At 42.7% G+C, this 12,259-nt stretch carries 11 protein-coding genes and 2 rRNA genes; 6 read left to right on the forward strand and 7 right to left on the reverse strand.

Going from position 1 to position 12,259, the window contains the following annotated elements:
• The 4 genes from A7D14_RS06865 to trhA form a co-directional block, all read left to right on the forward strand.
• Window positions 1–605, forward strand: a 23S ribosomal RNA gene (locus A7D14_RS06865); the annotation flags it as partial.
• Between the two features lie 190 nt (window positions 606–795).
• Window positions 796–907, forward strand: a 5S ribosomal RNA gene (gene rrf, locus A7D14_RS06870).
• Window positions 908–980: 73 nt separating this feature from the next.
• Window positions 981–2,318, forward strand: coding sequence for an amidohydrolase family protein (locus A7D14_RS06875; RefSeq protein WP_067031929.1), 1,338 nt, complete (start codon window positions 981–983; stop codon window positions 2,316–2,318).
• 6 nt (window positions 2,319–2,324) lie between these two features.
• A complete protein-coding gene (gene trhA / locus A7D14_RS06880; protein WP_255307404.1) occupies window positions 2,325–2,978 on the forward strand; it encodes a PAQR family membrane homeostasis protein TrhA in 654 nt (217 codons plus the stop codon).
• A 47-nt stretch (window positions 2,979–3,025) separates the two neighbouring features.
• On the opposite strand, the gene A7D14_RS06885 is transcribed toward trhA, so the two are convergent.
• The gene (locus A7D14_RS06885) at window positions 3,026–3,715 is read right to left on the reverse strand and encodes a ZIP family metal transporter (protein ID WP_067031936.1); all 690 of its coding nucleotides are present in this window, start codon (window positions 3,713–3,715) and stop codon (window positions 3,026–3,028) included.
• Window positions 3,716–3,771: 56 nt separating this feature from the next.
• Here A7D14_RS06885 and A7D14_RS06890 point away from each other — a divergent pair, with 56 nt between their 5' ends.
• Window positions 3,772–4,932, forward strand: coding sequence for a class I SAM-dependent RNA methyltransferase (locus A7D14_RS06890; RefSeq protein WP_067031940.1), 1,161 nt, complete (start codon window positions 3,772–3,774; stop codon window positions 4,930–4,932).
• A 210-nt stretch (window positions 4,933–5,142) separates the two neighbouring features.
• Here A7D14_RS06890 and A7D14_RS06895 read toward each other — a convergent pair whose 3' ends face one another.
• The 4 genes from A7D14_RS06895 to rlmD are packed head-to-tail and all read right to left on the reverse strand — an operon-like array spanning window position 5,143 to window position 8,188.
• On the reverse strand, window positions 5,143–5,484 hold the full coding sequence (locus A7D14_RS06895) for a VOC family protein (protein ID WP_067031943.1): 342 nt from the start codon (window positions 5,482–5,484) through the stop codon (window positions 5,143–5,145).
• The gene (locus tag A7D14_RS06900; protein ID WP_067031946.1) at window positions 5,481–6,245 is read right to left on the reverse strand and encodes a DUF6048 family protein; all 765 of its coding nucleotides are present in this window, start codon (window positions 6,243–6,245) and stop codon (window positions 5,481–5,483) included. The genes A7D14_RS06895 and A7D14_RS06900 overlap by 4 nt, the downstream gene beginning before the upstream one ends.
• Window positions 6,226–6,744, reverse strand: coding sequence for a DUF6452 family protein (locus A7D14_RS06905; RefSeq protein WP_067031949.1), 519 nt, complete (start codon window positions 6,742–6,744; stop codon window positions 6,226–6,228). Before A7D14_RS06905 ends, A7D14_RS06900 begins: the two co-directional genes overlap by 20 nt.
• Window positions 6,745–6,775: 31 nt before the next feature.
• Window positions 6,776–8,188 (reverse strand): 23S rRNA (uracil(1939)-C(5))-methyltransferase RlmD, encoded by a 1,413-nt coding sequence (rlmD, locus tag A7D14_RS06910; RefSeq protein WP_067031952.1) that lies wholly within the window; start codon window positions 8,186–8,188, stop codon window positions 6,776–6,778.
• A 222-nt stretch (window positions 8,189–8,410) separates the two neighbouring features.
• Here rlmD and rocD point away from each other — a divergent pair, with 222 nt between their 5' ends.
• Window positions 8,411–9,655 carry an ornithine--oxo-acid transaminase gene (gene rocD / locus A7D14_RS06915; protein ID WP_067031955.1) on the forward strand — a complete coding sequence of 415 codons (1,245 nt, stop codon included), beginning with the start codon at window positions 8,411–8,413 and terminating at the stop codon, window positions 9,653–9,655.
• A 224-nt stretch (window positions 9,656–9,879) separates the two neighbouring features.
• Here rocD and A7D14_RS06920 read toward each other — a convergent pair whose 3' ends face one another.
• Window positions 9,880–10,959 (reverse strand): trypsin-like peptidase domain-containing protein, encoded by a 1,080-nt coding sequence (locus tag A7D14_RS06920; RefSeq protein ID WP_067031958.1) that lies wholly within the window; start codon window positions 10,957–10,959, stop codon window positions 9,880–9,882.
• An 18-nt stretch (window positions 10,960–10,977) separates the two neighbouring features.
• Entirely contained in the window at window positions 10,978–12,150 is a 1,173-nt protein-coding gene (locus A7D14_RS06925; protein ID WP_141673265.1) for a YbjN domain-containing protein, read from the reverse strand.
• Between the last annotated feature and the right edge of the window lie 109 nt (window positions 12,151–12,259).

A 12,259-nucleotide genomic window follows, 5' to 3' on the forward strand; every position in this document is an offset into this window, starting at 1 on the left:
TTCTAAAGGTGCCCTCAACACGGTTGGCAATCGTGTGCAGAGTGCAATGGCACAAGGGCGCTTGACTGTGAGACATACAGGTCGAACAGGTAGGAAACTAGAGCATAGTGATCCGGTGGTTCCGCATGGAAGGGCCATCGCTCAAAGGATAAAAGGTACGCCGGGGATAACAGGCTGATCTCCCCCAAGAGCTCACATCGACGGGGGGGTTTGGCACCTCGATGTCGGCTCGTCACATCCTGGGGCTGGAGAAGGTCCCAAGGGTTGGGCTGTTCGCCCATTAAAGTGGCACGCGAGCTGGGTTCAGAACGTCGTGAGACAGTTCGGTCTCTATCTACTGCGGGCGTTAGAGATTTGAGTGGACCTGGTCCTAGTACGAGAGGACCGGACTGGACCGACCGCTGGTGCACCGGTTGTCCCGCCAGGGGCATCGCCGGGTAGCTAAGTCGGGATGGGATAAGCGCTGAAGGCATATAAGCGCGAAACCCGCCACAAGATGAGATCTCTTTAAAGGGCCGTGGGAGACGACCACGTCGATAGGCCGCAGGTGGAAGTGCAGCGATGCATGCAGCCGAGCGGTACTAATTGCCCGTAAGCTTGCGCATCTGCCCTCGCAAGCCCCTTGATAACATACACTTCGTTGGCTCTTTTTTGGCGACCGCAAGGTCCGTCCCATATTATGTCATATTATAAGATATCCAAGCCTTGTCCTTTAACGGGGAACCTCCCGTAACGTGCAAGGAGATGCCAAAACACACTTCGACTTCGCTCAGTGTAAAAGTTTGGCATTAAGATCTAGGTGGCCATGGCGACGGGGCCCACCCCTTTCCATTCCGAACAGGGAAGTTAAGCCCGTTTGCGCCGATGGTACTGCCACACCAGGTGGGAGAGTAGGTAGCCGCCTTCCTTGAAAGCCCGATACTTTTGTATCGGGCTTTTTTTGTTTATATGCATTATCTTTAGCAAAAACAAAACCAGCCATGTGGAAATCTCAATTAACCTTCTGTTTTTTACTGATCACACTTTGTGTGTTTTCCCAAGAAAACCAACTGAAAGCTTTGGTAGGGGGGACATTGATAGATGGATATGGCTCCGACCCCATCAAAAACAGTGTTGTCCTTATTGAAGGGGAACGCATTAAGGCTGTAGGTACCGTAGAAACCCTCACTGTTCCTGCCAACGCAGAAGTGATATCCACTGAAGGGATGAGTGTATTGCCCGGCCTTTGGGATATGCATGTGCACACCATGATCAATGGCCATGCCGACTATGGGTATTGGGACAAGACCTATCCTCCCTTGTTTAAAGATGTCATCATGCCTGCTTCGGCCCATCAATTATTGTTGGCTGGGGTTACAAGTGCCAGGGATTTGGGGGCTCCTCTTGAAGAAAGTATTGCAGTACGGGATGCCATCAATTCTGGAAAAATACCAGGGGCAACCTTATATGTTTCCGGGCCGTTTATTCAGCATGAGCCCTATCCTGGAACTGAAGATTTTAGATGGGGGGTGTCCAGCCCAGAAGATGGTCGAAAAAAAATCAGAAAATTGGCCAGTGCGGGTGTGGATGTTATCAAACTCATTGATCATGACCAGATGACAATGGAAGAGCTCAGTGCTGTTGTGGACGAGGCACATAAGCATAATTTAAAAGTTGTCGCACATGGACATCGACCTGAGGAAATCAGAAGGGGATTGGAAGTGGGAGTGGATTGTTTTGAACATACGGGCCTATCATCAGCCCCGAGCTACCCAGATGATATCATAAAACTGATTGAAGAACGTACTGCCCAGATGAACAAGGGACCCATGTTTTGGTGCCCTACCGTGGAAGGACTCTACAATTACGAGTATTTAAGGGATAATCAAGAAGCATTGGACAATGACTCATGGCATTTGGGATTGCCGGATAGTGTGATTACCGATATCAAAAACAGCTTTAAGCACCCGGACAGGCTTCCTTATTTTCAATTGACACCTTCCCGAAGACCAACTTTACAGACCAAAGTCCAACAATTATTGGATGCAGGTGTTGTTTTATTGATTGGCACCGATAGTGGCATTCCCATGAAGTTCCACAGTCAATCCACATGGAACGAGCTTGATGTTTGGGTAAACGAGTTTGGCATTGACCCCATGTATGCCATACGCTCAGCCACCTATTGGCCTGCGCTTTGGATGGGTGTTGCTGATGAAGTTGGGACTGTCACTCCCGGAAAATATGCCGATATTATTGCCGTAAAAGGTGATGTATTGCGGTACATTAGTTTGCTTCAAGATGTGGATGTGGTTGTTAAACATGGGAAACGCTATAAATAGGTTGCCTTGACATTGAAATCCAAATCCAAATCTTTTTTACTTGAGGAACAATTAAATGCATATTCCCATGCGTTGGGGGTCATATTATCCTTGGTGGGCAGTGTATTTTTATTTCAAAAAGATGTATCGGCGACACCCTACCTATACGGAAGTGTTTGGGTCTATTGCCTGTCTCTGGCACTGTTGTTCACAGCATCAACGGTATATCATTCGGTACAAAACCCAAAGCTGAAAAAGAAACTCCGTATATGGGACCATATCAGTATTTACTATTTGATAGCCGGTACCTACACTCCCGTTTGTCTTACGGTGCTTTTGCCATCCAAAGGGTGGCTGTTGTTTTATTTGGTTTGGGGAATCGCGTTGTTCGGGACTATCCTAAAGCTTTTTTTTACGGGTAGATTTGAAGTTTTTTCCCTTGTGCTTTATGGGGTCATGGGCTGGATCATTGTGATTGATTTGCCTTATTTGGTTCAAAACCTGTCTACTACGGGCTTATTTTATCTAACCTTGGGAGGTGCTTTTTATACTGTGGGAATCCTTTTTTATGCCGTCAAAAAAATCCCGTTTAACCATTTAATTTGGCACTTTTTTGTGCTGGGTGGGGCTATTAGTCATTGGTTTTTGGTTAGAGGAATCATAATTGATTCAATAATTTGAGATACTACTTTACAGCTTAAAGAGTGGTGCTAGTAAAAAGTAAGTATCTACACCAAATAAGCAATTCCAACCCCAAGGATAATGACCACGAGCTTTCTCAAATTAAATGCATGTCCCTGAGAACTTTCAAAAAGGATAATGGTTGAAATATGCAGGAACACCCCAATGGCCAATGAGGTTAAAATATGTCCATAATTGCCCACCCATTCAGATTGAGTGGCTATATAGCTGCCCATGGGGGTCATCAATGAAAAAAGAGCCACAAAGAGCAAGGCCCAATCCAATTTCATCTTGGAATTGATCAAAAAAGTACTGAGAATTATGGCTACAGGGATTTTATGGATGATAATCCCGTATAAAATAGGGTCATTGCCATGAATGGGAACTCCTTCCACCAAAGCATGAATGCAAAGGCTCAAGAAAAGCAAAAAAGGAAATTTATTTTCCTGAAGATCAAAATGCATGTGCCCGTGTTCCGCACCTTTGGAAAAGAACTCCAGGAACACCTGAAGTAATATTCCAGCCAGAATAAATAAGGCGATGGTTTTAGGGTCGTGGCCCTCATATACTTCGGGAAGTAGTTCAAAAAAAGTCAAGGCCAACAAAAATGCACCACTAAAGGCCAACAATAGCTTTATGTTGCTTGTATTTTTGGGCTTTACGACCCAAACAAAGAGAAAACTGGCCCAAACAGCCACGATGGGGATTAGGAACACGATTAAAAAAGGAAAATCCATAAGCTGGGTTGAAGGGTTAAAAATAGCCTATTTTTGTGGAAAGACTTGAAGAAAAAATGGCAGGAAATTTTAAGATGTTGGCCAAGACCCTTTTTGGATTTGAACCGCTTCTTGCAAAAGAACTACGAAATTTGGGTGCAGGGCTTGTGGAGGAAGGTGTGCGAAATGTAACCTTTGAAGGGGATACGGGATTTCTCTATAAGGCCAATCTTTGTTTGCGAACAGCGTTAAAGGTCTTAAAACCAATAGCTACTTTTAAGGTTTATGATGAAAAGGACCTTTACAAGAATGTCTATGATTTGGATTGGCCAAGTCTATTTCATCAAGACAAAACCTTTGCCATTGACACCACCATGAGTTCAGAGGTTTTCAACAACTCCATGTTTGTGTCATTGAAAGCCAAAGATGCGATTGTGGACAAGTTTCGGGCGGCGGTTCGGCAGCGTCCCAATGTAAATTCACAGGATGCCGATGTGCGCATCAACATTCATATCCATAAAAATGATTGTACGGTTTCATTGGACAGTTCCGGGGCCTCCCTTCACCAACGGGGGTATCGAATCCTGACCAACATAGCACCCATTAACGAAGTGTTGGCCGCAGGCCTTCTTTTGAAGAGCGGTTGGGATGGACAGACGGATTTTCTGGATCCCATGTGCGGTAGTGGCACTTTTTTGATTGAAGCGGGTATGATAGCCTGTAATATTCCGGCAAATATCAATAGAGAATCATACGCCTTTATGAATTGGCAGGATTATGATGCGGAGCTCCATAAAAAAATTGTGGACGCCAGTTTAAACAAGACCAGGGAATTCCATCATAAGATCATTGGATATGACAAAGCCGCTTCTGCTGTGCGAAAATCGCAGGAAAATGTTGATAATGCCAACCTGTCCGAATACATAACCATAGAACGGAAGGATTTTTTTAAAACGGAAAAGCCTGTTGATGGAAAGCTGCATATGGTGTTCAATCCGCCTTACGGCGAACGACTGCCCATTGAAATGGAGGAGTTTTACACCAAAATAGGGGATACCCTAAAGCAAAACTATCCAGGAACAAATGCTTGGCTGATTACTTCCAACTTGGAAGCTTTAAAACATGTTGGGCTAAGACCGTCTCGTAAGATAAAGGCTTTCAACGGAAAATTGGAGGCCCGATTGGTGCACTATGAAATGTATGAAGGCAGTAAGAAGGCAAAATTTAAGGACAGTTGATAAATGCTATCTTGAAAAAGAAATCAATGTTAACTTAAAATTTACTTAAGTTTACCAAAATGTTTACATTTGAGCACTTGAAGAAGCAAGCTAACTAACTCAAAAAAATTTAGATTGCTAACTAACTCAAATTAATCACAGACGAAAAAGAGCCTGCTAAGCAGGCTCTTTTTTATTTCAATCCATCTTTTCCAAGAAAATCCAATGCGGTTACTTGTCAGACCATATGGCCAGCTCATTGCCCGATGGATCCTCAAAATGAAATCGCCGTCCGCCCGGAAAGGAAAAAATATCTTTTACAATGCTTCCACCAGCTTGCACGACTTTTTGTTGAATGTCCTCAAGATTATCGTGATAAAGCACTATAAGAGCTCCATTTACGATTTTTTCTCCGGTTTTTTCAAACCCGCCTTCCAAACCACTATTGGAAAAAGCGGTGTAATCCGGGCCATAATCGGTAAAGGTCCATCCAAAGACTTTGGAATAGAATGTTTTCACTTCCTGAAGGTCCTTGGCCTTAAATTCCACATAATTGATTAGGTTATTTTTCATTCTGGTTCTTGATTGTTGGTTTCCTTCTTCTTTTTTGACTTTTTATAAAGTGGAATAAAGTAGGTAAGGGAATAGTTATAGCCCACGCCAAAATTACTGCCATCCGTCACCTTGTTGAACCCCGGAATCCAAAGATTGGGAAAACGCTCATTTTCTGTGTTCGTGACCAAAAAGCCCAAGCGCGCACTCATGCCAATATAAATATTGGCAAAAAGCTCAGCTTTTATCCCCATAACAAACTCCAACCATGAAGCACTGAGTCCAGTGAACTCCACATTGGGGTCGGAACCGGGTAAAAAATCGGGATTAAAGAAATGGTCGCTCTCAAAAATGTTGTAGTCATTCAGGGTTTGGCTAAAACTGGCAACAGCATAGCGTCCGCCAATGGTAATGGCGTTGTTCATGCCGAACCAGTTTTCATAGGTATTAACGTCCACACCAGCTTTAATATAACTTCCCGAGGTTTCATATCTGTACAAAAGGGTGTGCCCCAAAGTCTCGTCCTGAAGTTTTGTTTCGTTACCAATTTCAGCAGCGACATACAGTTTTCGAGTGAGTCGGTAGTCGCCCACAAGTTCGAGTCCCGTATAATCCTCATCAATAAAGGAAAACGTCAACCTGCTTAGGTCTGCACCGATACGAAGGCCAAATTCATCCTTATATTCCACGGTATCCTTGGCTTGAAGATCTATAGGCTTGCTTTGGCCCTTCAGCAACAAAGGAAGGGATAGGATAAAAAGACTAATGAAATATTTTGACATGGATATTGTTGGAATTTTCTACAGTTGGTTGCACTATGCGAATGTCTTGAATCCAGTTGTTCTCACTTTCCTGTAATGTTATTGATAAACCATCATAATTGACCACAAAACCACAGGCTCTTGAAACAAAAGCTTCACTGGTTGTGTAGGAAATGGTCAAAGGATCGATATCCCCGGTTTCCATTTCGGTTTCTTCATCATCCCCGGAGTCCAAAATGAACTCGTAGGAGGTGTTTGTGGCATTTATCCGCAAGGGAACAAGCAAGGAATCTGGTGAATCGGCCCTATCATTAAAGCTATCATTATCTAAAATACTGTCATTGTCAATGGCCCTTATGCGCAGTGAAGGGACTTCTTTTGCCACAGTGGTATCTTCAATATCAAAAAAGCCAATGACCAAAAGCGGGGTGTCGCCATCCACACAGATATCATCTTTTTCACAAGATGAAACATAGACAAGCAGAGCAGCGATAAGTAAGATGGGGAGGATTTTTTTCATTCCAGAGTTATGCAGGTTTTAAAATCAAAAATTATACCCGTTTTTCCAAAAGTACAACATTTTCAACGTGATGGGTCTGTGGAAACATATCCACGGGCTGCACCTTGCTCACCCTGTACACTTCTTTCATCAAGGCAAGGTCCCGGGCCTGTGTGGCACTATTGCAACTTACATAGACAATCTTCGCCGGTGCCACCTGTAACAGTTGCTCCACCACAGCTTTGTGCATGCCATCCCTCGGAGGGTCGGTAATAATGACATCGGGTTTTCCGTGCAGGGCAATGAACGAGGTATTGAAGACATTTTTCATATCACCCACAAAAAATTCCACATTGGAAATGTTGTTGTGCGCTGCATTGGCAATGGCGTCTTCAATGGCCTCGGGTACGGATTCCACACCGATGACTTTTTTTGCCTTTTTGGCCACAAACTGGGCAATGGTACCTGTTCCGGTATAAAGGTCGTACACCACCTCATTTCCTGAGAGATTGGCAAAATCCCTTGCCACTTTATACAGCTCGTAAGCTTGTTCCGAATTGGTCTGGTAGAACGATTTTGCATTGATTTTGAATTGAAGGCCTTCCATTTCCTCAACAATATGATCGCGCCCTGAAAAACAGACGACTTCTTGGTCATAGATGGTATCGTTTTGTTTGGAATTGATGACGTACAGCAAAGCTGTGATTTCAGGGAAAACCTCTTGCAAATGGTTCAATAAACGTTCGCGTTGTTCCAAATTGTCCTCATAAAATTGAATCAGAACCATAATTTCCCCTATGGAGGTGGTCCGGATCATCAATGTCCGCAAAAGGCCTTCTTGCTTTCTGGGATCAAAAAAGGACAACCCATTTTTGTTGGCAAAGTTTTTTGTTTCGAGTCGGATGGCATTGGAAGGATCTTGCTGTAAATGGCATTTTTTAATGTCCAGAATCTTGTCCCACATTCCGGGAATGTGAAAGCCCAATGCATTTCTGTCCTCAATGTCAATTTTGGAATTGATTTCCTCTTGGGTAAGCCATCTGCTATTGGAAAAGGAAAATTCCATCTTGTTTCGGTAGAAATAGTGTTCTTTTGAACCTAAAATGGGAGTGATTTCTGGTAATTCCAGGTTTCCAATACGTTTTAAGTTGTTCTCCACCTCTTTTTGCTTGAAATGCAATTGGTGCTCATAGGCCATGTGCTGCCATTTGCAACCTCCACAAACCCCAAAATGCTCGCATTGGGGTGTTGTTCTTTTTGGGGAAAGCGTATGAAAATGGGTGGCGACCCCTTCAAAATAGGCTTTTCTTTTTTTGGTCGTCATAACGTCTACCACATCCCCGGGCACTGCGTTGGATAAAAATATCACCCTGCCATCCGGGGCTTTTCCCACCGATTTTCCCTTGGCTCCGGCATCTATGACCTCGACCTGTTCAAATGTCTGTCTCCTGTTCTTTTTCCGCATGGCGCAAAAGTAAGTTCTTTTTGGTATTTGACATGGGGCAGCTTCTTAAATTGCCCCTAAACTTTGCTATTGAAAAAGCAGGGGAAAAGTATTTTTCTACGAATAATTTGTAATTTGCGGACACTTCTAGGGATGATTTCTCTCCCACGCTGCTTTTTCGAGACTTCGAAAGAATAAAGGTAAGGTAGGAATGGTTATTTTATTGATTTAAAACTATTTAAAATGGCTGTTTTAGAGCATTTGACATCGCAGCAAGCGATTGATTTGGAAAACAAGTATGGCGCCCACAACTACCACCCGCTGCCCGTGGTTTTGAGCCGAGGTGAAGGTGTGTATGTTTGGGACGTTGAAGGCAAAAAGTATTATGATTTTTTATCGGCTTATTCTGCCGTAAACCAAGGGCACTGTCACCCCAAGATTGTTGGGGCCATGATGGAGCAGGCCAAAACCCTTACCTTGACCTCAAGGGCATTTTACAATGACATGTTGGGCCGTTTTGAGGAGTATGCCACATCCACATTTGGGTTTGATAAACTTTTGCCCATGAATACGGGAGCGGAAGCCGTTGAAACTGCATTGAAGATTTGTAGAAGATGGGCGTACCAAAAAAAAGGAATTCCGGAAAACCAGGCGCAGATCATTGTTTGTGAGAACAATTTTCATGGACGAACCACAACCATCATTTCTTTTTCCAATGATCCAGTGGCCAAGGAAGATTACGGTCCGTATACCCAAGGGTTCATAAAAATAGAGTACGATAATTTGGTTGCTTTGGAAAAAGCTTTGGAAAGCAATCCACATGCTGCTGGGTTCCTGGTGGAACCCATACAAGGCGAAGCCGGGGTATATGTGCCTTCGGAGGGCTATTTGAAAAAGGCCAAAGCCCTATGTGATAAGTACAATGTGCTTTTCATCGCAGATGAAGTCCAAACCGGAATAGGTAGAACGGGTAAAATGTTGGCCGTAGACCATGAAGATGTGAAGCCCGATATCTTGATTTTGGGCAAGGCACTTTCAGGAGGAGCTTATCCTGTGTCGGCTGTTTTGGCCAATGATGAGATCATGGAAGTCATAACTCCGGGGAGTCATGGCAGTACTTTTGGGGGGAACCCCGTTGCGGCTGCTGTGGGAATGGCGGCCCTTGAGGTGATCAAGGAGGAGGAGTTGGCCGAAAACGCACATGAATTGGGTGAGGTTTTCCGTGAAGAGTTGAATAAATTTATTCCCACATGTGATCTGGTGGTCAAGGTTCGTGGAAAAGGATTGCTCAATGCCATTGTCATCAACGATACGGAAGACAGTTCCACCGCTTGGGACATTTGCATGAAATTGAAAGAAAATGGTCTTTTGGCAAAACCCACCCATGGCAATATTATTCGTTTTGCACCGCCTTTGGTGATGAACCATGAGCAGTTGTTGGATTGTGTTTCCATTATCATCAAAACGTTACGGGCATTCAGGAAATAATGGTGCCTTACAATGTAAAGGGCTTGAAAAAATTGGTTTCCAAGCCCTTTGTTACTTTTTGATTACTGATTGTCCGTAATCAATCATAAGATGTTGTCTCCTCGAGCGCAGTCGAGAGGTTATTTGAACCCAACATCTTAAAAATGAGGTCTCTACTGCCCTCGACCTGACAATGATATTGTCTATAGGATTGACTACGGATATTCAAATTTTATTTAAAGAATTTAAGCCTCTTTGGATTCTATTGACATTTCACAACCAAAAGTATCCGCAAAGAAATTGTCCAGATCATCTGCTTTCAAGGCCAAATTCTTGAGATTTTCTTTGATTGTTTCAGCATGATCGGTGAATATGTCCGATAGATGTACCCTATAGGAAATATAGATTTGATTCTCGTGAATGCCCAAGTAATAGGGTTCCACATTTTTTTCGAGTAAATGGGTCAACAGTTCTTGAATATTTTGTTTTGGCAGGTTGTTCATAGGGGACGTTGCGACCAAGTAATCCCGTTTAAAAACAAAAATCCGTATCAAGGCACTTCCTTGGTGAAACTGCCAATAGTCCCTGCCTGCTCTTCCTAAAACAGGATTGATGCCCAAATCTGTCAATGCACCTTCAACAAATTGGGCAAAATGACTTTTTTCAAACTCCTCCCAAATAGAAATGTCCATAGTGTTTCCACAATTGGCACAAAACTCGGATTCTTGATAGGTGTAGTTGTCGCATGAATTACATTTCACGCTAAAAGCGGCAGCTGTATTTTGCAGAAGCGAATAATCGGTCAACTCTTTTATGACATCCGAATGTTTGATTCCAAACCCAACATTATCCGCATTGTTGAATTTGGAAGTTGTCACCCCTACAAGAACTCCTGCCTCGTTCAACATGGGCCCACCAGAGTTCCCCGGGTTTACTGCTGCATCTGTTTGGATATAGTTTCTACTGCCCATGGGTTGGCTGACAGAGGAGACGATACCTTCGGTTATGGTGTAGGGCATTCCAAATGGGTAGCCATTTATAAAAATTCTTTGGGTGTTTACAATTATAATTTCTTCTTGTAATGAAATATCGGTCTGCGTGTTCTCAAATCCATCGATGTATAAAAAGGCTAAGTCCACTTCCGGATTTACCATGACCACATTGGCCACAAACCTATCTCTTTTATAGTCTTCAACGGCCACTATTTTTTCTCCTTTCACAACATGGTAATTTGTAATGACATGATTGTGACCACTTACGGCAAAGCCACTTCCCGTACCGGATGCCGTTATAATTTTAAAAACTGATTTTTTTATGTTTTCCACTTTACTATCTATTTCTTGTTAGCTGAATAATTTTGAAAAAAGACCTTTTTTGGCAGTTTTATGGACAAAACCACCTGTTTTACCGTCCAAAAAGTAATGAAACGTGTTCAACAGTATGGGTCTGGCCTCATGCAGTTCTTTGCCCGAAACTGTTTCAAGAACGTGGTAAATGGCATCTTGGTGGTGATCTTCTAAATTGTAATTGTAAATCATTTTTAGAAAGGAATATTGCAAATAGTAGCAGAGCATTAAATTGTTGTTGTCTTTTACATAGCTATTCACATATTTTTCCATGTTCTTGGCATGATTCTGCAATATTTCGGTGGAACTGCGCCATTTTAGGGAGATCAGTGCTTCCGCATGATACATATCCTGCATAAATTCTTCCTTGGTTTTTTCAAGAAGCTTTTGCATGAAATTCACGCCTTTGTCTATCCGATGCTTAAAATCTATTTTTCCGTTAAAGAGATTGCCTACATATTCCTCCAATTTGGTTCTCAATGTTCCATGGATACAAGGCATATTCACAATTTTCAAAATGGAAATCACAATAATGTCCCATTGAAAATCATCCCACCTTTTCTCTTTAAAGAAAGCACTATAATTTTTGTAGTCTTCCAAAATGTCACTTATCTGCTGCCAGACTTTTTCTTTTTCATCCGCTGTTAATGCAGTAATTCTTGGCTCTTGGTAGAAACCTGCTTTGTATTTGTCTATGAATTCATCATCATAATGATCGGAATACACACTTATTTCCCTTAATATGTCATACACTTTATAGGGTTGGCAAAGAGATATGGGCGTTTCATACTCGAACCATAGTGCATTCTCCTTGAGATGGATTTGGGCCAAGGTCAACGGATTAAAGTTGATTTCCACAGCCCTTCTGAACAAGGCCACTTTATTGGTTTTCTCCGTGATTTTCACAAAAGGGGCCTTAATGGCAAAAGTGTCCTTTGTGATGGACATGTGGATTTCTGCTGAACCCTGCCCTTGTACAATTTGGATATCGCCTTCTGTTGATTGGCCTTCCAATACTTTGGAATTAATGTAGTTGATGGTTTCAATCAATGCCAGTCTATGTTCTTTGGCATCGTAAGCATTCATTGCTTTGGTCCAGTAAGAAACGTCCATGCGCGGACTATCCTTACTCTTAATAGGTCTTTGAAACCTAGGAAGTACGTTTTTCATTTTTGTAGATTAAGTTAAAAGACAGAAATGGACTTTTGGCGAGGTAGATTACGGTTTTCTTACTGTGCCATTAAAACCAGTATAATTGTGAAAACAGCTGGACTAATAT

Source organism: Allomuricauda sp. CP2A, from assembly GCF_001683915.1.
GTDB lineage: Bacteria > Bacteroidota > Bacteroidia > Flavobacteriales > Flavobacteriaceae > Flagellimonas.

Bases quoted from the DNA above. Each gene is read 5' to 3' on its own strand.
- A7D14_RS06875 (WP_067031929.1), top strand. From the start codon at position 981: ATGTGGAAATCTCAATTAACCTTCTGTTTTTTACTGATCACACTTTGT.
- A7D14_RS06885 (WP_067031936.1), bottom strand. From the start codon at position 3,715: ATGGATTTTCCTTTTTTAATCGTGTTCCTAATCCCCATCGTGGCTGTT.
- A7D14_RS06890 (WP_067031940.1), top strand. From the start codon at position 3,772: ATGGCAGGAAATTTTAAGATGTTGGCCAAGACCCTTTTTGGATTTGAA.
- A7D14_RS06895 (WP_067031943.1), bottom strand. From the start codon at position 5,484: ATGAAAAATAACCTAATCAATTATGTGGAATTTAAGGCCAAGGACCTT.
- A7D14_RS06900 (WP_067031946.1), bottom strand. From the start codon at position 6,245: ATGTCAAAATATTTCATTAGTCTTTTTATCCTATCCCTTCCTTTGTTG.
- A7D14_RS06905 (WP_067031949.1), bottom strand. From the start codon at position 6,744: ATGAAAAAAATCCTCCCCATCTTACTTATCGCTGCTCTGCTTGTCTAT.
- rlmD (WP_067031952.1), bottom strand. From the start codon at position 8,188: ATGCGGAAAAAGAACAGGAGACAGACATTTGAACAGGTCGAGGTCATA.
- rocD (WP_067031955.1), top strand. From the start codon at position 8,411: ATGGCTGTTTTAGAGCATTTGACATCGCAGCAAGCGATTGATTTGGAA.
- A7D14_RS06925 (WP_141673265.1), bottom strand. From the start codon at position 12,150: ATGAAAAACGTACTTCCTAGGTTTCAAAGACCTATTAAGAGTAAGGAT.